Raw genomic sequence first — 20,206 nt, 5'->3', positions numbered from 1 at the left:
CTTGGACCGCAGGGTCCTGGGAGAGTAGGACGCCGCCAAGCGAACTCTTTCATCATACATAGAAAACAGGCTCTGCATGTTGACGTTGTACGATGAATTGCATTTGCACTGCAAATGCATATTATTCCCTGATAGCTCAGTTGGTAGAGCACTCGACTGTTAATCGAGTTGTCACAGGTTCGAGTCCTGTTCGGGGAGCCATTTGCTCTCATAGCTCAGTAGGTAGAGTGCATCCATGGTAAGGATGAGGTCACCGGTTCGATCCCGGTTGAGAGCTTTGGAAATGGGGCCCGTTGGTCAAGGGGTTAAGACACCTCCCTTTCACGGAGGTAACAGGGGTTCGAATCCCCTACGGGTCATAGCTATATTTATTAGCTTGAAAAAGGGATGAGAATCCCAAAGGGTCGTCGGAGGATAAACTTCGTTAGCAATGACATCGCAGTCTCGAACGAAGTGAGAGTATCCCCTACGGGTCATAGGATGGAGGCTTAGCTCAGCTGGGAGAGCATCTGCCTTACAAGCAGAGGGTCGGGGGTTCGATCCCCTCAGCCTCCACCACTTAACTTAATGGGGATTAGCCAAGCGGTAAGGCAACGGACTTTGACTCCGTCATGCATAGGTTCAAATCCTATATCCCCAGCCATTTTATTTTGAGCCATTAGCTCAGTTGGTAGAGCACCTGACTTTTAATCAGGGTGTCGAAGGTTCGAGCCCTTCATGGCTCACTTGTTATATGCGCGTGTGGCGGAATTGGCAGACGCACTAGACTTAGGATCTAGCGTCTTTGACGTGGGGGTTCAAGTCCCTCCACGCGCATCCTTTATAAGCGGACGTGGCTCAGCGGTAGAGCATCGCCTTGCCAAGGCGAGGGTCGCGGGTTCGATTCCCGTCGTCCGCTCCAATATTTGCGCCCTTAGCTCAGCTGGATAGAGCGTTTGACTACGAATCAAAAGGCCGGGAGTTCGAATCTCTCAGGGCGCGCCATTATTTTCATAAGTATCGGGATGTAGCTCAGCTTGGTAGAGCACCTGGTTTGGGACCAGGGGGTCGCATGTTCAAATCGTGTCATCCCGATCTTTATATGCGGGTGTAGTTCAATGGTAGAACTTTAGCCTTCCAAGCTAATAGCGTGGGTTCGATTCCCATCACCCGCTTAAATGTTGTACTGAAGAGCCTTTGCAAATGCAGAGGCTTTTCTTTATTTTTATTTTTATGCGTGCAGATACTAAGGTTTTGTTGAAAACATGTCAAAGAGCCAAGACCCTCTTGTCATTCAGTGATAAGAGAGTCTTGGCTCTTTGGTTAACTTGTAAGAAAATGCTTATAGGGAGTTTGGCCGCAATTAACGATCGTTATGATCGGTTACTTTTCTGCGCATGCCAGCTAATCCAAGTAGACCCAGCAAACCGAGCCAGCCCCAGTCCATTCCCTTGTTTCGATCTGTTGTAGCAGCATTTGTACGAACGTTGTTGGTGCGGTAGTCACCGTTAGTGTAGTTGCTGTTATCGTACGTGCTCATATGTGTAGCATTGGGTTCCATTCCTTTCGTCGTGTGGCCCTGGGCAGCAGCTGGACCTGCCAATGCAGCCACTAAAAGCATGGAAGCGATAAAAGTAGTACTTTTTTTCTTCATTTGTTAGCCCTCCTTTTATGTTTGAACTATACTTTAATCTGCCCAAGTGCAAAAGAATATTATGTAGAAATATGGATGTTAAGTTATTCCTATGGTTACAGCTGTCTCACAACGTATATAACAAATTCTAAAGTAAGCGCTACTTAGGGGAAAGAAAATTACAAATTGACCTTTAATTTATTACGTCACTGTGGTAAAGTATACAAAAGCTTGCTTTGCCGGTCATGTTTCTGTATGTTTCGTCTGGTTTGTAGAAGTGGAAATGCTTGTAGACATGAATCTATTCGAAAGTAAATCATACCCGTACGACTGTATATTTATAAGAAATTAGGTATAGGTATGTGAATTTTGCATTATGAATAGTACGTGAAAAAGGTATCATGGGACAGCATTTGACCATTGATCGAAGCAGAACAAGAAAATGAATAATAAAGCGTGTTTTTGTGCTGTAAATCGGGGCTGATCCCCATTTTTACTAGTAGAAAAATAAAGATTTTCGTACCATTTTATTGTATGATGTTATGAAGGTGTCAAATTTGCGTGTACGATTGGAACGATCAGATGGGAGGATAAGCATGACTGAAACTATGGTAACCGCCAGCAAAAGCCAATCCAACAACCTGCTTCGGCGAGACGTGCGGTTCCTGGGCAACATACTCGGAGAAGTTCTTGTCCATCAAGGAGGCACGGAGCTTCTAGATATCGTTGAGAAGATTCGGGAAACGAGCAAATCGTTGCGAGCAGAGTTCTTGCCAGAACTTTATGCAGAATTCAAAACGATGATCCAGGAATTAGACTCGGAAAATCGTCATCAGGTTATTCGGGCTTTCGCGATTTATTTTCAATTAGTTAATATTGCTGAACAAAACCATCGGATCCGGCGTAAACGGGATTATGAACGTTCTGCAGGGAACGCTGTGCAGCCAGGATCGATTGAGAAAGCAGTACAGGATCTGAAGGAACGCGGACTTTCTCATACAGAAGTAGAGGATATTCTAGAGGATTTGTCTCTGGAATTGGTTATGACAGCTCATCCAACCGAAGCAATGCGTCGGGTTATACTGGACATCCACAAACGGATATCCGAAGATGTCATGCTGCTTGATAATCCTACGCTGACGTTGCGTGAACGTGAACAGTTACGGGAGAAGCTGCTGAACGAAGTCATTACTCTATGGCAAACCGATGAGCTTCGTGACCGTAAACCGACTGTGCTCGATGAAGTGCGGAACGGGATGTATTACTTTCATGAAACATTATTCCACGTACTTCCGGATGTATATCAGGAGCTTGAACGCTGCCTGAATAAATTTTATCCTGACCATGACTGGCATGTGCCGACGTATTTGCGGTTCGGTTCCTGGATCGGTGGAGACCGGGATGGAAATCCTTCGGTAACTTCAGACGTAACATGGCAGACACTGTTGATGCAGCGTAAACTCGCTTTGCGTGAGTATCAGCGGATTATGATTGAACTTATGGGACATCTCAGCTTCAGCACGAACATCATCCACGTATCGGATGAGCTGGTGCAGTCAATTGAGCAGGACCGTAGTTGTGTAACGTTGAAAAAAGTGGATATGTGGCGGAATGAAAAAGAGCCATATCGGATCAAATTGGCATATATGATTGCCAAGCTGAACAATGTTTTGGATGAGAACAAAGTGGGACAGCCTGACCGCTATGACAGCGCTCAAGGACTGATGGATGATCTGATGATTATTGATCGAAGTCTGCGCCATCATTTTGCCGATTACGTAGCGGATACGACTATTCGCAAAATGATTCGTCAAGTCGAGTTGTTTGGTTTCCATACCGCAGCATTGGATGTGCGTCAGCACAGTAAGGAACATGAAAATGCGATGTCAGAGATTTTGGCGAAAATGAACATTGTAGAAGATTATGCGCGTCTGACTGAAGACGGTAAAATCGATCTTCTTGCTCGTTTGCTGGATGATCCGCGTCCGCTTACTTCTCCTTATCACCAATACACGGAGGGAACCAAAGAGTGTCTGGATGTCTTCCGTACCATTAAGCGTGCCCAGAACGAATTTGGGGCCGGCTGTATCACAAGTTATCTGATCAGTATGACGCAGGGCGCGAGTGATTTGCTGGAGGTCATGGTATTTGCCAAGGAAGTGGGCTTATTCACCAAAGGACACAACGGGGAAGTTGTAGCTACACTTCAAGCGGTACCGCTGTTTGAAACGATTGATGATCTTCATGCGGCTTCGGACATTATGCAGAAGCTGTTCAACCTTCCTGTATACCGCGCAAGCGTAAAAGGACGGAATGAACTGCATGAAATCATGCTTGGTTATTCAGACAGTAACAAGGATGGCGGAGTAGTTACAGCGAACTGGGAACTGCGCGTAGCAATGAATGCGATCACAGCTGTAGGTAATGAACACGGCGTTAAGCTGAAGTTCTTCCATGGACGCGGTGGGGCGCTAGGACGTGGAGGTATGCCGCTCAATCGCAGTATTCTTGCTCAACCACCACATACCATTGGTGGAGGCATCAAGATTACAGAGCAGGGTGAGGTTATTTCTTCCCGTTATTCCTTACAGGGAATAGCGTATCGCAGTCTCGAGCAGGCAACTTCGGCTTTGATCACAGCAGCACTTAATGGTCTTGAGCCGCAAGAGTCAGCATCCGAGCGTCATTGGGATAGCATCATCAAAGAGATTTCACAAGTATCCCTGACGAAATACCAGGATCTGATTTTCCGTGATCCGGACTTCTTCACCTTCTTCAAAGAGTCAACACCGCTTCCGGAGGTTGGTGAGCTGAATATTGGTTCACGACCATCCAAGCGAAAAAATAGCGACAAGTTTGAAGATCTGAGAGCGATCCCGTGGGTATTTGCCTGGACTCAAAGTCGTTATCTGCTTCCAGCATGGTATGCGGCAGGAACAGGACTGCAAAGTTACTATCAGGATAAAGAGGAAAATCTGATTGTCCTGAAAGAAATGTATGCAAGCTTCCCATTCTTCCGTACTTTGATTGATACAGTACAGATGGCGATTGCCAAAGCAGACCTTGTCATTGCTAAAGAATATTCAGCCATGACTTCCAACAAGGAAGCACGAGATCGCATATATGGTCAAATTGAATCTGAATTCAAGCTTACAAAAGAGCTAATCCTGAAAATTACCGGAGAAGCTGAAATTCTGGATGACGTACCGGTGATTCAAGAGTCAATCCGACTACGCAATCCTTATGTTGATCCATTGTCCTACATGCAGGTCCAACTTCTGAGCGAGCTCAGGGATATGCGTGAGCGCGGGGAAGATGACACAGAGTTGCTGCGTGAAGTGTTGTTGACAATTAATGGAATTGCTGCAGGGCTTCGGAATACGGGTTGATCGTCAAGCTGCTTAAGAATGAATGAATTGAATCTTCCAGCCATATAGATAGCAAAAAAGCTTAATTCTTTCCTCAGCTTGAGTGAGAGATGAAACGGGACTCCTTCGGAGTTCCCGTTTTTACTGTTTTTGGCGGATATTTTCCGGCACAGTCTTGATTTTTGACCAAAGTTGATTTACGATTTGATTGGTGAATTACAAGTGTGGACGGGTATCAGAAGGCGGAAGACCCATCAGCATGTCTGGGGGAATAAGGGTGGACAATTTGGAGAACAGGCTGGTTAAGCTGGTACTGAAGGGTGACCAGCGGGCCTTTGCAGAAATCGTTGAATTATACAAGGACAAGCTGTTTCATCTGGCATATCGGATGCTGAACAACCGTCATGAGGCTGAAGACGTTGTACAGGAGACGTTTTTGCGTGTGTTTCGTAATATGGAGAAGTATGATCCGAACCAGAAGTTTTCAACCTGGATTTATCGGATTGCAACCAATCTGTGTATTGACCGCCTACGGAGGAAGAAACCATCTTACTCACTGGATGCGGAGTTGAATGATCAGGAAGGATCTGACGGTTACGCAATGCTTCCGAGTGATGATCGTACACCAGAGAGTGAAGCACTTCTGTCAGAGACGCAGACACTTATTCGTGAAGCCATTGACAGTTTGCCGGCCAAGTATAAATCAGTCATGATTTTGAGATATTTACAGGACTTGTCGCTACAGGAAATCAGTGATGTGACAGGTATGCCCGTAACAACGATTAAGACTCGTGTTCATCGGGGTCGTGATTTTTTGCGGAAAAAACTGGAGTATAAGTTGTAAAGTGAAACGTCTTTATTTTGGGCGAAATTATTTGAAACATATCCGAAACGGATGCGTATGTAATGTATGCAAGTCTTATGCGTGCTTTTTGATGATGCAGGGACTAAGTGATTGAAGAAAGGATTGGCTCTCATATGGATTGCAACTCGGCCGTCTCTTTAATGCATGAATGTTTGGATGAGTCGTTGTCCCCGACCCAGAAGGTTGAATTGAAAAGTCACCTTGTGACCTGTCCGGATTGTCGCATGCGCTTTAAAGAGTTGGAACAGACGGAAATGCTACTCTTTGCCATGAAACACTATTCACCGTCTGCCTCGGATGAGCTGACCAATCGAATTATGAATGCTCTGCCCCAGCCCAAGAGACAGCAAGTATGGCTCAAATGGGTCAAAGGACATCCCGCGCTGACGGCGGCAGCCTTCTTTTTGGTCGTGATGCTCTTTAGCGCTTGGAATTTCTGGAATCAAAATAACGAAATGGTTGTGAAGGGAAATAACTTGGACCAGATCGTGATTGAAGGAAACACAGTTATTGTTCCAGAAGGCAAGTCAATTGCTGGCGATCTTACGATAGAGAATGGAACCGCTCAGGTTTACGGTGATGTAAATGGCAATCTGACGGTTATTGATGGACAGTTGTATCAGGCTTCAACGGCGCATATTTCCGGTCAGGTGAAAAGTATTGATCAGGCGTTGGACTGGTTCTGGTACAAAATAACCAATATGGTAAATGAAGTGGCTTACCGCTAAAATAGGGTAAATTCTTCAAGGGTATATACCAAGCAGGGTACCTCCAGATTGCTGGGGTACTCTTTTTTTGTCTTATGGGTTTGTAATTTATGGAATATGAGTCGTTTCTGCGCAGTTTGTGACTCCCGTAACTTGCAACCTGAACGTGAACGTTATAACCTAGATACTAAAGAGAACATACTACTACATATAGAAAAGCATTTTGTAATGCTAAGACAAAGGATTATTTAAAATCCTAAAGGGTTAATATGAGATCAGGGTTTACTCATCAATGGGGATAGCGGGGGCTGGCTTATGAACTATTTTGCTGACTTAACGTGGAAAGAGTCCATTAAGGACGTTATCGATATATTGATCGTTACCTATATTATGTACAAGCTGATTTTACTGGTGCGGGGGACCCGTGCGGTTCAGCTCCTTAAGGGCATTCTATTCCTTGTGGTGATCTGGGCATTAAGTACGTGGCTAAACCTCTATACGCTTAAATGGCTGATGAACCAGATGTTTACGTTTGGTGTCGTTGCCGTCTTTATTATATTTCAGCCTGAGCTGCGCCGTGGTCTGGAGCAATTGGGGCGTGGCAAGCTGTTTGGACGCACGACCGCAGCGAGTGATGAAGAATTAACCGTGTTAATCGGTGAGATTATTAAGTCTGTGAACTATTTGTCTCGGAGAAAAATCGGTGCATTGGTTGTATTCGAACGGGAAACGGGTCTGAACGATTACACGGAATCCGGGATCCAGATGCAGTCACTGGTCAGCTCAGAGCTGATGATTAACATTTTTATTCCCAATACACCGCTCCATGATGGAGCCGTCATTATACAAGGCAAACAGATTTCGGCTGCAGCGTGTTATTTGCCTCTGTCCGAAAATCCGTTTATCAGTAAGGAGCTAGGGACGCGTCACCGTGCAGCAATCGGGATTACCGAAGTGGCGGATGCGATTTGTCTGGTCGTCTCGGAGGAGACAGGTCAGGTGTCGCTCGCGATGAATGGACAGGTCGTACGTGATATTAAAGAAGAGTCACTAATTGCCAAACTGTACGAGGAACTGCGTCCGACATCCAATTTGAATAAAAAGAATGGTTGGGCTACCTTCTTGAAACGGAAGGGGGGACGTAAAAATGGATAAATGGTTTAACAATAACAATTTCGCTAAAATTCTTGCCCTTGCCGTCAGTTTGTTGCTTTGGTTCATGATACATCTGGATGAAGTACCGACTACGCCAACAATCGCGACCGGGACAACCAATAAGGTTGTGGAGCGAACGGTTCCTGTACAGCCCTATGGGCTCGATAGCAATTCTTATGTACTTACTTCGCTCAGTACGGATGAAGTGCGTCTGGAGATCAAAGGGCAGCGCTCCATGTTAACTTCCATTTTTACGAATGATGATTATAAAGTGCTCGTTGACCTCAGTCAGGTGAAAGATGGGTCTAATACGTTACCATTAGTCCCTGATTTACCTTCAGGGGTTGAGGTGGTCAGCATGGAGCCTTCTATGGTTACGGTCAATGTGGAAAAATTGGGCACCAAATCCTTCGATGTGAATATTGTACCCGAAGGAGAACCATCCGCCGGATACAGCACTGGAACGCCCGTTGTTGAGCCTTCAGGTCCAGTTAAGGTTACTCTGCCCGAAGGGCAACTTGACGCCGTAGCGAAGGTTCAGGGCAGTGTGAGCGTGAAGGATGCGAAGGATGATGTGACGCAGAAGAAAGTGAAGTTACAGGCCTATGATGCCGAAGGCAAAGTCATCGAGAATGCCATTGTTACGCCAGAAACGGTTGAAGTCCGCATTCCGGTCAATCAGCCCTATACAACTGTACCCTTAAGAATCAAATATTCAGGACAGCTGCCGGAGGGATTGGTGCTCTCCACGGTTGAGCCAAGCGTGAAAGAAGTCTCGGTTTACGGAACAGAGGACGCGCTTGCGGGTATACAGTCCTACGACCAAGTAACCCTTGATTTGACCCAGTTCGATGAGGCAGGTACGTCGACAGTTAACGTGGACTTGACGCCGCCTTCCGGTTTTGAGAAAATCGAGCCTAGTTCGATTCAGCTCAAGGTGACGGTATCACCATTCGATGAGCTTGAGGAGACGACCAGAGTCTTTCCCAACGTACCCATTACGCTTACGGGTGCTGAGAATGGACTGGAAGGTACACTGGTCACTCCCAAAAGCGGCGGTCTAAATATCACGCTCAAAGGTTCATCAAGTATGCTTGAGGGTCTGAATAGTGATGATATCAAGCTGACTGCAGATCTTGCCGGACTCGCCGCAGGAACACATGAAGTGAAACTTGAAGCGGACTTGCCGCGTTTTGCCAAACTTGAAGATTCATCAAAAGGTCTGAGTGCTACTGTCAAAATTAGCGAAAAAGCTGAAGATACGACGGTAGCCCCCGGAGAGGACCCGAAAGATGAAGGGACGGTAGGGCCTGAGCCTTCACCTGCGGAGGTTGAGAATGGGGATACGGAACCTGTTCCTGATGAAGAGGAAACCGAATCGAATACGGACAATCAGGAGCAGAGCCAACAAGGTAATGCAACCAATCGAGGTAATACAAATAACAATAACAGCGGGAGCAGCAGTAGTGGCTCGAACCCGTAAATGTTCAGATCAGAAATTTAAAAATAATGTTTATGCTCTTATATGATGCGAATAGAAGGAGTTAGATCATGGGGAAATATTTTGGTACAGACGGTGTAAGAGGTGTTGCCAATAAAGAATTAACGGCGGAGCTGGCTTACAGCATCGGGCGTTGTGGTGGTTATGTGCTTGCAGGTGGTGTGGAAAGACCCAAAGTGGTTATCGGTATGGATACCCGAATTTCGGGACTGATGCTGGAATCCGCACTGGTTGCAGGTCTGCTCTCCATTGGCGCTGATGTGATTCGTCTGGGTGTTGTATCTACACCTGGAGTGGCTTATATTAGTCGTCTGCTGAAGGCAGATGCAGGGGTAATGATCTCGGCTTCTCACAATCCGGTTGAGGATAATGGAATCAAGTTCTTTGGTGGTGATGGATTCAAGCTTTCTGATGAAACCGAGAACCGGATCGAAGAATTGATGGATGCTGAAACGGATCAACTGCCTCGTCCTGTTGGTGGTGGTTTGGGTACTGTAACGACGGATGATGAATCCCGTTTCCGTTATTTGGATTTCTTGAAGACAACGGTAAATGAATCGTTCTCAGGACTCAAAATTGTTCTCGACTGTGCTAATGGAGCAGCTTATGAGCTGGCACCCAAATTGTTCAGAGAACTTGGTGCAGAAGTCATTGCTATTGGCGCGGAGCCTACCGGCCTGAATATCAATGAGCAATGCGGATCAACTCACCCGGAGCATTTGAAACAAGAGGTGCTGAAACATAAAGCGGATCTGGGCCTTGCTTTTGACGGTGATGCGGACCGCCTGATTGCAATTGATGAGACAGGTGCAGAGGTCGATGGTGACTTTATTCTGTGTATCTGTGGTGATGCGATGAATCGTGCAGGCAAGCTGAAAGACAGTACTGTAGTTTCCACCGTAATGAGTAACATTGGATTCTACAAAGCAACCGAGAAGCTCGCATTGAAAACTGCCAAAACCGCAGTGGGTGATCGTTATGTGATGGAGGAAATGCGTCGTGGCGGTTACAACCTGGGAGGAGAGCAGTCCGGTCATGTTATTTTCCTGGATTACAATACCACTGGAGATGGCATGCTGACGGCCATTCAACTCGTGGATACGCTAAAAGCTTCCGGTAAAAAGCTGAGTGAATTGAAAGCAATGATGACTCAGTACCCACAAGTTTTGGTGAACGTGCGTGTTGAAGATAAGAGCAAATATGAGGGCAATTCTGCGATTGAGCAAGCAATTGCTACAGTAGAGCAGCAGCTGGGCGATAATGGACGTGTACTTGTTCGTGCGTCCGGTACCGAATCCCTGATTCGTGTTATGGCGGAAGGACCAGATAAGGATGAACTTGAACAATTCGTGTCTCAAATTGCGGATGTTGTGCAAAAAGAACTGGTATAGGACCTGATCAATAGGCCTTCCAAACCCGGGTATTTCAAGGGAATCACTGTCTTATAAGGTTTAATCTAACAGGGTTTATGCCATACAAACCCATATTCCTACGTCCCGGCCTAGTGAGACCATGGGTCTGTTTATTCGGTCGGGATTGTGGGTAAATATGCCGAAATTGTCACAGGTACTTTGCTCCATTGCAAAATGAACGTGACGTGCATATAATGAGTGGAGTCGTCATTCAGACACAGAAAGTGAGGATCGTAAGGTACTAGTTACACAAGCGCCAGAGCTTGAAGTTGCGCGGGAAGGATTTTGACCAGTATGAATCTTGAAGTTTAAGACGCTACTGAGCAATAATCGACGGCAATCAAGCTGACGAGGTGGGGGTGTTCGGATTGTTCGGCGGGGACCTCCCGGTGATGCACCAGAGCCGTAAACCGGATTGCGGAAAATGGATGGGTGACTGTCCACACAACGCGCCGGTAGGTGCAAGAGTCAACTAAAATTAAAATGAATGTGCGCGAAGAGCGTGTACAGTGCGCGGACGGGAAAATGATGTACATTCATGATTGCATCTAATAACAGCTTATGACTGCGGGGCGGCAAGAGGCTGCTCTGATCATTGATAATTGAATAATTGAAAGTTTTCATGATACGTTAGGCAATCATTTTCATTTTTTCGATATGCCGTGCCAGCCTGTTTCTCTTCGTGACACAGTATTCATATACAATCGGAGGAACTAAACTATGTGCGGTATTGTTGGATATATTGGTAATAAGAACACTCAATCGGTATTGATCGAAGGACTGAAAAAGCTTGAGTATCGTGGTTATGATTCTGCAGGTATTGCGGTATTTACACCGGATGGTCTGCAAATCTCCAAAGCTCTGGGACGTCTTGCGAACCTTGAAGCCAAACTGGATGGTGCTCCGCTGGTAGGTAATGCCGGAATCGGACACACTCGCTGGGCTACTCATGGTAAACCATCAGACGAGAATTCCCATCCACACACGGATGAGAGCCAGAAGTTCTCTGTTGTTCATAACGGAATTATCGAGAACTATTTGGATCTGAAAGACGAACTGATTGCTCAAGGTCACACATTCACATCCGAGACAGATACTGAAGTCATCTCCCACCTGATTGCACGTGAATACGATGGAGATATCGTTAAAGCGGTGCAAAAAGTGATCACGTTGATGCGCGGAGCATTCGCGCTGGGTGTTCTGACAGAGTATGAGCCTGAGAAGCTCGTCGCTGTGCGTCAAGCAAGCCCACTGATTATCGGTATTGGTGAAGGCGAGAACTTTATCGGTTCCGATATCCCGGCCATTCTGGAACATACACGTAATGTGTATATTCTGAATGATGGTGAGATGGCTGTTTTGACACATGATGCTGTCGAATTGATGACGATTGAAGGCAACTTTATTTCTCGGGAAATGATTCATGTCGATTGGGATGCTGTAACTGCAGAAAAAGGCGGATTCGAGCACTTCATGCTGAAAGAAATTCATGAGCAACCAAAAGCATATCGTGATACAATGCTCGGTCGCATCGACAATGAAGGCAAAAAAGTTCAACTTCCTGAGTTGAAAATGACAGAAGAGCAAATTAAAAATATTCGTAACGTTCAAATCATTGCTTGTGGTACAGCGTACCATGCAGGTCTGGTTGGACGTACTGTAATTGAACAATTGGTGCGTATTCCGGTAGAAACTGATGTTGCTTCCGAGTACCGCTATCGTTCTCCAATCGTTAACAAAGATACACTGGTAATCGTAGTGAGCCAATCTGGCGAAACTGCAGATACCCTCGCTGCACTGCGCGAAGCACAATCGAATGGTGCACATGTACTCGCCATCACTAACGTTGTAGGCAGCTCCATTGCACGTGATGCAGACGATGTGATAGCAACACTGGCAGGACCGGAAATTGCTGTAGCTTCCACCAAAGCGTACACTTCGCAATTGATTGCATTCAACTTGCTGGGTCTGTACCTTGCACAAGTTCGTGGTACACAAACAGCAGAGGAGATTGCACACACGCTGGCAGCAATGCAAGCATTGCCTGAACAAGTGGAATCCATGCTGGAGCAAGCGGATGCGATCAAAGGATATGCAGAGCAAATCTCCAAACATCAACATCTCTTCTTCATCGGCCGTGGACTGGATTTTGCGGTAGCACAAGAAGGTTCGTTGAAGCTGAAAGAGATCTCTTATATTCACTCCGAAGCGTACGCTGCGGGTGAGTTGAAACATGGTACGCTGGCATTGATCGAGGACGGAATTCCTGTAATTGCCTTGGCAACACAGGAGAACGTTTTGGAGAAAACGGTGAGCAACATCAAGGAAGTGAAAGCACGTGGTGCAGACGTACTGGCAATTACGTACGAAGAGCATGTAGCACCTTTGCTCAAATCTGTAGACCAAGCGTTTGCGATTCCTAAGACGTTGCCATTGCTCAGCCCGGCTCTGTCCGTTGTAGCATTGCAATTGCTTGCATACTACGCTTCTCTCGCACTGGGTCACGATGTGGATAAACCACGTAACCTGGCGAAAAGTGTAACGGTAGAGTAAGGGATTAATCTTTATTTTCAAAGGTGAATGCGTTAAATTTAGTATGTAACTGAAAAATTAAAACTGTAACTGATAAAAAAAGTATGTAACTGAAAAATATAGATTGTAACTTCTTAACCAACATACAAATGAGCTCAGATTAGTCTGAGCTCATTTGTTGTTTAATCAGGAAAATCAGGGGTCTTAATAAGATTAAAAACAAATTCCGTATTGGAGTGGCCGTTCTCGGGGCTTAAATTGCCTTTCAACAGCCTTTTGTCGCTTTCCAAGGAAAATCGGACAACTAGATAATTAACCTAAAAGAGGTATGGCCTTGAAATCAGAAGAAATCTTTGGGCAAGTGTTAAAGACTATTCGGAAGAGAAACAAGATGAGTCAAGAGAAGTTAGCCTTCCAAAGCAATCTTGACCGGACTTACATATCGATGCTGGAACGCGGGATTCATCAGCCTACCCTGAACTCATTGCTAGCGCTTGCTGAGGCGTTGAATATGAAGGCTTCGGAATTGGTTAGGCTTGTGGAGGAAGAGATTGCTGGAGCCAAGTGAATATAAAACACAAAAATGACTGTTGCAGATTTCTGCACAGTCATTTTTGGTTTTTATCCATTCAATATTAACTCTATAATTTGATAAGTTATTTCAGAAACTTTAATTCCCCCATTTGGATTGAAGTGAATTGATATCGTACGATTAAGGGCCGATTGCCTGAATTCTTTGCTTCATTACAGAATTAGCTGAACTTGACAGATTAGCGTGATCTAACAGCAGGGCAAAAGAATCTCAAATTCCGTGCCTTGCCCAATTTTCGATTGGACCTTGATTTCGCCGCCGTGTGCTTCGACGATGGTTTTGGCGATGCTCATTCCGAGTCCGGAGCCGTCTGTTGATTCCTCGGTATTGGTTCCGCGGTAATAGCGATTGAACAAATGATGCAGTGTCTCCTCATCCATCCCGTTCCCATTATCGAGTACCCGTATGCAAGCTTGGCCGTTGACTCGGATAAGATTGACGGTAATGGTTGTGCCTGGCGGATTATGCTTGACCGCATTGGACAGCAAATTGTCCATCAGCCGCTGTAACCAGGTTACATCTCCCTGTATCAACAGGGAATCCTCTTCCCCGGTGTAGTGAAACAGATACTCAGACATGGTGGCATCGTTGACGTACTTCAACACGGAGCAACGTACCAACTCTGCCAGATCGATGTCCCGGCGGACCATGATGGAATCGCTCTGCTTGAGCTGATGGATTAGAGAGAAGTCGGAGATCAGCTCAAGCATATAATCCCCTTTTTCCCGGATGGTCGCACCCATGATCCGCATTTCCTCTTGGCTCCATTGCTCAGGCAGCTTCTCCAGCATATATCCGTAGCCTTGAATCGTGGCCAGAGGTGTGCGCAGATCATGGGAGATCCCTGACATCCACTCCGCCTGCTCCTTCTCGAGCCTCTTGCGGTCCCTCTCGATTTGAGCCAATTGATGAGTCATTTGATAGAAGGCTTGAATGACTTCCTGATAGAGCCTGTTGCGGGTTCGCATAGTGCCATTGCGGCGGAATACCTTGCGTTTGTCCTTGGCGGTCAGCACCTCGTCGTACTGCCCTTGGCCCATCCGTTCGAACCAGCCTGCGAACAGAATCAGAGGCCGCCCATAGCGGTAGCCATGCCAGATGGAGATCGACAGAGCGAGGATCAGGATCAGTACCGCAATCCAGATGAGTCTCGGCGTTGCGTTTTCCAATACAGGATGCTTCAGAGGGAGTCCGGCTGCATGGGGCGTATAGACGATCCAGGTCATTCCGCTCGGCTCGTCCCGGTGGGCCACAATACCCGCGTCATAGTTGTCTGGAGACTGCTGGATGGCCAGAATATCCAGCGGCCGATATGCCTTTTGTACATACGTTTGATCTCCAATGCCTTGTACGGTGTTATTCTCAGGGTCGATCACTTGCAGATAACTGCCAGTCTCTCGAAGCTGCTGTTCCAAGAGGGGAACCGCTTCACTTCTTACCATGCCCTGCTGTCCGTAAGCGTTGAGCCACGCCGTGAGCTGGTCAAGGTCAGGGGTTGGATAGCCGAGTACATATAGAAGCGGGTCCTGGAACGAGAAATTCAGTTGCGTCTGCACAGCATAAGACCCCAGTCTCCGTGTCTCCTGGATATCGAGCAATTGAGCGGTGGAGTAGGAGGCAGGCAGTGCGGGGTAGGGAGTTGTATTAATGCTGTAGACTACGTCTCCTTCCGCACTAACCACCTGCAGCCACATCTCTTTCTCTTTGATAAGCTTGTTCCACTGGGAGAAGATGTGAATTTTTCCGTCTTTGTACTGGGCTTCTTGGGCAATCTGTTGTAGGACGCCAACCGGAAAGTTCCGGCGTATCTCATTACTGGTCATGTTCTGAAAGAACAGGATGCAGGCAACCAAAGCAATGGTCACAATTGCCAGAGCATAGAAAATCAACTGATACGTGAAGTGGAAAGCCATACGTTGCTGGATTTTCATCGCTCCTCCGGCTCCTTCACCAGCTTGTAGCCAAGTCCGCGTACCGTAAGCAGCAGCTTTGGATTGCCGGGATCGAGTTCAATCCTCTCCCGTATGCGGCGGATATGCACCATCACGGTCGAATCATCGCCCTGTCCGTTGATCCCCCAGACATTGTCGTAGAGCTGGGTTTTGGAGAATACGATTCCGGGATGTCTGCAGAAGTGCAGTAATAGCTGGAAAACCTGTGCAGGGCAAGGAACGGGCTGTCCCTCTACGGTCAGCTCGCCCTCCGCCTCGTTGATGGTAAAGCGGCCGAACCGGTAAATTCCCGCATCGGGATGCTTCGTAGAACCGGACGCCAGGGCTTCCGGCTCCAACCGGCGTATGCGCGCTTGAATTCTTGCGGCTACCTCCAGGGGGTTGAAGGGCTTGGTGATATAATCATCCCCACCCATGGCGAAGCCTTTTAGAATATCGAGATCGGACGCCTTGGCTGTCAGGAACAGTATATACGGGTTCCCGTATTCGCGGATCTTGGAGCAGAGCTCCAGTCCGCTGCCGTCGGGAAGCATAATGTCAAGCAGAACAATATCGGGGACCACGCGTTGCACTAGGCTGAGAGCTTCGGTACAAGTGGAAGCCCCGTACAGTTGATGAAAACCTTCCCGGCGAAGCACCATTTGCAGCATGGTGATCATCGAAGGTTCGTCGTCAACGATAGCGATTTTAATAGCGGATAGATTTGGCATTTTCTCACCCTTTTTCAAAATAGCATATTTATCTTAACAGAACCTAAACAGCGGGGACAAAATTAAGCAAAAATTCATCGGTTCGTTTAAGTTCCGTTCCAGCGGGGTTGGTAGGATAGGTCTGAGCAGCACATTCGAGCTTTGATGAGAGGAGTAGGAGGAAAAGGATGGTTGCATTCAATCTATTAAAGCGGAGGTTAATAGCATGAGTAAAAAATGGTCACTACCGGGAGGCTGGCAATGAGCAGTCCATCCATGTCTGAAATACCTCAAACCCGGCCCGGCTGGCCGGAGATCCTAACTGCACTGTTCCTCTATATGGTTGGCGTTGTTATCCTTGGTGTCTGGATGCTTCAACTTCCTGATGAGCAAGCCATCTTGCGGATTAATATCGGAGGTGCGGGCAATGGTCTGATTGGCTTCCTGGCTTTGTTTGCAGCCTACGCCTTGCGGATTCGCAATTTACGTGCTTTCGGGTTTCGGATGACTGAACGGAAATGGTTGCTGGTGGCGGTCGTAATCGGCATTGCCGCGTTCGGGGGATGCTTTGTTATTGAAGGAATCTATTATCACTTTATTACCGAGATCAACACCCAGGCGGACTTCCAGACGGCAGCGCAAGGCGGTCCGCTCTCGCTCTTCATTCTGATTATCACCGGGGCCATCCTCACGCCACTCAGCGAGGAGTTTGTATTCCGCGGCGTAATTGCCAATGCACTGAACCGATATGGAGCATGGGCCGGGGTAGTCGGCAGCGCTGCAATCTTCGGCGTGATTCATGGATTCACCGTTATCCTGTTAGACGCATTCATGGTCGGCATCCTGGTGGGATACCTGTTCCGCAAGACAGGCTCCATCTGGCCGGGAGTCGTGGTGCATATCGTGTATAACGGCCTCAATCTTCTCTATTATTCTACGCTGTAGACGGAGGAGGAATGGCTTAGGGGGAGAATGGTATAATCCTAATACAAGAATGAGATAGATTGAAATTGAAACTACCCGGTATACGGACTATGCTGCGCTGGAGCAAGCGTTAACCATCCTGAGGACAGAAGCGCAGGCCAAGGGACTGTCTGTCGCCCTCCCGTACAACATTGGCTGGGGGCTGGCGAACGGGGAGTGGAGTGTGGTAGAGCAGATGATCGGGAAGGTTTTTGCAGACTATGAAGTTACTTTGTATAAAATATAGACAGTTATACAAGGCACACCAGGCCAGACTGCTTACAAGCGGTCTGGCTTTATTTTGTGCTCCCTATACTGTGATGGCGTCTGCCCCGTCTGCTGCTTGAATTGGCGCATGAAGTGAATCTCGCTGGCGTAGCCGCTCATTTCGGCGATCTTTTTGACGGAGATGTCTGTGGTCGTGAGCAGATATTTGGCATGTTCGATCCGGCTGGCAATGACGTCAGCCATCGGGCTTACGCCGAAGAAGTCCTTATACAGGTGCTGGAAGCAGGACCGGCTCATGGTCAGCTCGTGGGATAGGCCTTCGATCGTCCAGTTCAGGAAGGGCTGGTTGTAGATTTTGGTGCGGATGACGGACATCTTGTTGTAATGCGTGTTGCCGACTTCCTTCTGGGTGGAGTGAATCCGGTTGCTCAGCTTAATGAAGAATAAGCGCACAGAGAGCCTATAATTTCTTCATCAAAGAGTTATGAAAATATAAGATTTAATAGTTACAACAGATCAATACCGATCTTATGATTCGTGATGATGATGAAAGGTATAGTCGGGCTGAGAGCATAAAGTTACGAAATTCTAAGATGTGGGATAAATATTTTTTGGAAACTGAATCAATAAACAGATCTACTGAAATGGACTACCCTGATATGAAGTTACAAAATTTATTTTCCTGTAAAGAAGATTCAGTTACAAACTTTAAATCGATCCTAAGACAAGGAAAGTTAGAAGTGGCATGGGTTTTCAGTTACGAACTATTTTTAACTTCTTCAAAAAGAGATGACAGAAGAAAATAAAGTTCTATATAGACCGAGAAAATAAAATGTTAGACTGGCGATGCTTCATTTAGCTAGCAGGCAAGTTAGTGACATTAGAACGGGGCTGTCCCATAAGTCATAAAAATGGCTAGGGACAGCCCCGTTTTCTAAATTGTAAAACAAAAAGAAACCGTTCCTTGATAAAATGGAGGTACACCAACCATTTGAAAAGCATGATGGAAAAGCATAAACGGGACGAAGCAGGATAGACCTTTGCTTTGTCCCGTTTGAACATATCGGGTTATTACTCTTCATCGATATGCATTTTTTAAGAGCTTGTGAGACATCTCGTTTTCTAATAATTATAAAAGCCAGTCCTTAGATCTATCTGCAAATTCCTGAATAGAGCTCATAAACAAGCCTGTATGATAACCATCACAAACCGAATGATGGACTTGTAAAGACAACGGTAAATATATTGAATTGCCTTCACTAATGAATTTTCCTGCTGTAATAATGGGCAGAAGATAATTACTGTTATTATTGATATTTAAGTTAAACCCAGTAAATGGAGTCCATGGAAGAATAGAAATGGAAAAAGTATATTCAGGTATAGGTGTTTTGGGAAACAATTTCCCAGAACCTTGATATTTCTCTACATCGGAGAGGTAAAAATCATAAAACTCTTTGAAGTCATTCTTTCCAGTAGTCCAAATACCAGAGAATGTTTCAGATTCACTATCAAAAATCGTATAAAGTGGGTCTAACTTATCCCAATAACCCAAATCTCCCTCGCTATTGTAACCAGTTCTAAAAGCTGTATTTGAGTTTATCACACTTGTCACTAAGAAAATTAATGCAGGATAAAATTTATATCCTATTTGTTTAATGTTTCGGTATAGAACACTAATATCAATTTCTGTGGTTATGCTAAAAGTCGTTTGTTGGTTCAAATAATGATTAAATATCTCTTTTCTATTCCAATTGTCTATATCAATTTTATTAAAGTTCATTTGATATGCCTCCTAATTTTTATCTAAAGTGAAATTAGGAGGCTGACTTGTCTGCTTTCTTCATTGGAATCAATCCTTTTTTAAGAGTCCCAATTATTGTATCATAAATATTTATTTGAAAAACAACACACTTCATCACAACACATGAATCTCTAATTTAATTCGAAATAATAGAGTACAAACCATTCTGTAACGAAATGCTCCCAGTCTGTCCAGTTTCAACTTTCACCTCAGTAGCAAATACCCCGGGCTTGCGTCCGTCGGGGAACCAGGGCATCTCTTTGTCGATTACAATAAACATGCCTTCTGCGTCACCGATGGGGGCAAATTGCTTTCCATCTCCGGCAAACGGTTCAAGATGATAGTGTCCATTCATTTTGCTTATCGTATCGGGTACATCATCGACAGGCAGGCCGATCTCGCTAATACACAGCAGCTGCCTTGAATCAAAGGCACCGTCGACTGCATTATCCAACGAATGGTGAGCAATGAACTCCATCAAATTACCGCTCGGGTCATAGAAATAGAAAGCAGTTGCGTCCCAGTAGGGAAAATAGAACTCGTCTTTATCATCTTTAGAAAGCAAAGAGATGTTTCGATCTTGAACCCACTTCTTGGCTTCAGCAAATTGGTTTGTAGGAATCGTAAATGCCACATGATAGAAGGGCTTTTCCTGACCCGAAGTTTGCTGAAATGAAATCATTGAATTTCCTGTGCGAAACGATACGGAGGATGTACTCTCCTCCAGCAGCTCCAACTTTAATAACGTACTGTAAAACGGCTTCATCGCCTCCATTTGATCAGTGAACAAACCCACTTCTTTTATTTTCATTTCCAATCCCTCTCCTTC

General features: G+C 45.9%; 14 protein-coding genes, 11 tRNA genes and 1 pseudogene. 20 read left to right on the top strand and 6 right to left on the bottom strand.

Annotation, left to right across the window (positions count from 1 at the left end; translation table 11 throughout):
* Window positions 1–125 precede the first annotated feature (125 nt).
* The 11 genes from ACFTRD_RS29280 to ACFTRD_RS29230 all read left to right on the top strand — a co-directional run bounded on the left by ACFTRD_RS29280 (window position 126) and on the right by ACFTRD_RS29230 (window position 1,154).
* Window positions 126–201: transfer RNA gene (locus tag ACFTRD_RS29280), tRNA-Asn, on the top strand.
* A gap of 3 nt (window positions 202–204) precedes the next feature.
* Window positions 205–277, top strand: a tRNA-Thr gene (locus tag ACFTRD_RS29275).
* A 10-nt stretch (window positions 278–287) separates the two neighbouring features.
* A tRNA-Glu gene (locus tag ACFTRD_RS29270) sits at window positions 288–359 on the top strand.
* Between the two features lie 123 nt (window positions 360–482).
* A tRNA-Val gene (locus tag ACFTRD_RS29265) sits at window positions 483–558 on the top strand.
* A 10-nt stretch (window positions 559–568) separates the two neighbouring features.
* Window positions 569–643: transfer RNA gene (locus ACFTRD_RS29260), tRNA-Gln, on the top strand.
* 9 nt (window positions 644–652) lie between these two features.
* Window positions 653–725: transfer RNA gene (locus ACFTRD_RS29255), tRNA-Lys, on the top strand.
* A gap of 10 nt (window positions 726–735) precedes the next feature.
* A tRNA-Leu gene (locus ACFTRD_RS29250) sits at window positions 736–816 on the top strand.
* A 10-nt stretch (window positions 817–826) separates the two neighbouring features.
* Window positions 827–901 (top strand) — tRNA-Gly (locus ACFTRD_RS29245).
* A gap of 6 nt (window positions 902–907) precedes the next feature.
* Window positions 908–984: transfer RNA gene (locus ACFTRD_RS29240), tRNA-Arg, on the top strand.
* A 16-nt stretch (window positions 985–1,000) separates the two neighbouring features.
* A tRNA-Pro gene (locus tag ACFTRD_RS29235) sits at window positions 1,001–1,074 on the top strand.
* A gap of 9 nt (window positions 1,075–1,083) precedes the next feature.
* Window positions 1,084–1,154 (top strand) — tRNA-Gly (locus tag ACFTRD_RS29230).
* Between the two features lie 188 nt (window positions 1,155–1,342).
* On the opposite strand, the gene ACFTRD_RS29225 is transcribed toward ACFTRD_RS29230, so the two are convergent.
* On the bottom strand, window positions 1,343–1,633 hold the full coding sequence (locus ACFTRD_RS29225; RefSeq protein WP_379386116.1) for a WGxxGxxG family protein: 291 nt from the start codon (window positions 1,631–1,633) through the stop codon (window positions 1,343–1,345).
* Window positions 1,634–2,208: 575 nt separating this feature from the next.
* Here ACFTRD_RS29225 and ppc point away from each other — a divergent pair.
* From ppc to ACFTRD_RS29185, 8 genes are all read left to right on the top strand, one after another.
* On the top strand, window positions 2,209–5,001 hold the full coding sequence (ppc, locus tag ACFTRD_RS29220) for a phosphoenolpyruvate carboxylase (protein ID WP_379386114.1): 2,793 nt from the start codon (window positions 2,209–2,211) through the stop codon (window positions 4,999–5,001).
* 256 nt (window positions 5,002–5,257) lie between these two features.
* On the top strand, window positions 5,258–5,824 hold the full coding sequence (gene sigW, locus ACFTRD_RS29215) for an RNA polymerase sigma factor SigW (protein WP_017692117.1): 567 nt from the start codon (window positions 5,258–5,260) through the stop codon (window positions 5,822–5,824).
* Window positions 5,825–5,958: 134 nt separating this feature from the next.
* Complete coding sequence (locus ACFTRD_RS29210; RefSeq protein ID WP_192271068.1) at window positions 5,959–6,573, top strand: zf-HC2 domain-containing protein; 615 nt, start codon at window positions 5,959–5,961, stop codon at window positions 6,571–6,573.
* A 294-nt stretch (window positions 6,574–6,867) separates the two neighbouring features.
* Window positions 6,868–7,707, top strand: coding sequence for a diadenylate cyclase CdaA (gene cdaA, locus ACFTRD_RS29205; RefSeq protein WP_379386111.1), 840 nt, complete (start codon window positions 6,868–6,870; stop codon window positions 7,705–7,707).
* Window positions 7,700–9,190, top strand: a complete 1,491-nt coding sequence (locus ACFTRD_RS29200) for a CdaR family protein (protein ID WP_379386109.1) — start codon at window positions 7,700–7,702, stop codon at window positions 9,188–9,190. The genes cdaA and ACFTRD_RS29200 overlap by 8 nt, the downstream gene beginning before the upstream one ends.
* 68 nt (window positions 9,191–9,258) lie before the next feature.
* Window positions 9,259–10,599, top strand: a complete 1,341-nt coding sequence (gene glmM / locus ACFTRD_RS29195) for a phosphoglucosamine mutase (protein ID WP_379386107.1) — start codon at window positions 9,259–9,261, stop codon at window positions 10,597–10,599.
* Between the two features lie 741 nt (window positions 10,600–11,340).
* Window positions 11,341–13,173 carry a glutamine--fructose-6-phosphate transaminase (isomerizing) gene (gene glmS, locus ACFTRD_RS29190; RefSeq protein ID WP_379386105.1) on the top strand — a complete coding sequence of 611 codons (1,833 nt, stop codon included), beginning with the start codon at window positions 11,341–11,343 and terminating at the stop codon, window positions 13,171–13,173.
* A 313-nt stretch (window positions 13,174–13,486) separates the two neighbouring features.
* The gene (locus ACFTRD_RS29185) at window positions 13,487–13,720 is read left to right on the top strand and encodes a helix-turn-helix domain-containing protein (protein ID WP_094599886.1); all 234 of its coding nucleotides are present in this window, start codon (window positions 13,487–13,489) and stop codon (window positions 13,718–13,720) included.
* A 212-nt stretch (window positions 13,721–13,932) separates the two neighbouring features.
* On the opposite strand, the gene ACFTRD_RS29180 is transcribed toward ACFTRD_RS29185, so the two are convergent.
* Together ACFTRD_RS29180 and ACFTRD_RS29175 are read right to left on the bottom strand one after the other, a co-directional pair.
* Window positions 13,933–15,675 carry a HAMP domain-containing sensor histidine kinase gene (locus ACFTRD_RS29180; RefSeq protein ID WP_379386103.1) on the bottom strand — a complete coding sequence of 581 codons (1,743 nt, stop codon included), beginning with the start codon at window positions 15,673–15,675 and terminating at the stop codon, window positions 13,933–13,935.
* Window positions 15,672–16,406, bottom strand: coding sequence for a response regulator transcription factor (locus ACFTRD_RS29175; protein ID WP_379386101.1), 735 nt, complete (start codon window positions 16,404–16,406; stop codon window positions 15,672–15,674). Before ACFTRD_RS29175 ends, ACFTRD_RS29180 begins: the two co-directional genes overlap by 4 nt.
* Before the next feature lie 240 nt (window positions 16,407–16,646).
* On the opposite strand from ACFTRD_RS29175, the gene ACFTRD_RS29170 reads away from it, so the two are divergent.
* Window positions 16,647–17,330, top strand: a complete 684-nt coding sequence (locus tag ACFTRD_RS29170) for a CPBP family intramembrane glutamic endopeptidase (RefSeq protein ID WP_094599889.1) — start codon at window positions 16,647–16,649, stop codon at window positions 17,328–17,330.
* Between the two features lie 297 nt (window positions 17,331–17,627).
* On the opposite strand, the gene ACFTRD_RS29165 is transcribed toward ACFTRD_RS29170, so the two are convergent.
* The 3 genes and pseudogenes from ACFTRD_RS29165 to ACFTRD_RS29155 all read right to left on the bottom strand — a co-directional run bounded on the left by ACFTRD_RS29165 (window position 17,628) and on the right by ACFTRD_RS29155 (window position 20,188).
* Complete coding sequence (locus tag ACFTRD_RS29165) at window positions 17,628–17,951, bottom strand: helix-turn-helix transcriptional regulator (protein ID WP_379386143.1); 324 nt, start codon at window positions 17,949–17,951, stop codon at window positions 17,628–17,630.
* Between the two features lie 753 nt (window positions 17,952–18,704).
* Window positions 18,705–19,356, bottom strand: a pseudogene (catA, locus tag ACFTRD_RS29160) (type A chloramphenicol O-acetyltransferase); the annotation flags it as partial.
* A 157-nt stretch (window positions 19,357–19,513) separates the two neighbouring features.
* Window positions 19,514–20,188: a VOC family protein gene (locus tag ACFTRD_RS29155; protein ID WP_379386098.1), complete on the bottom strand. Its 675-nt coding sequence runs from the start codon at window positions 20,186–20,188 to the stop codon at window positions 19,514–19,516.
* Window positions 20,189–20,206: the final 18 nt, after the last annotated feature.

The organism is Paenibacillus sp. NPDC056933 (genome assembly GCF_042674385.1).
In the GTDB taxonomy this organism is placed as follows: domain Bacteria; phylum Bacillota; class Bacilli; order Paenibacillales; family Paenibacillaceae; genus Paenibacillus.
Note: the sequence above shows the minus strand (reverse complement) of the source record. Positions and strands in the feature narration are given on the sequence as shown.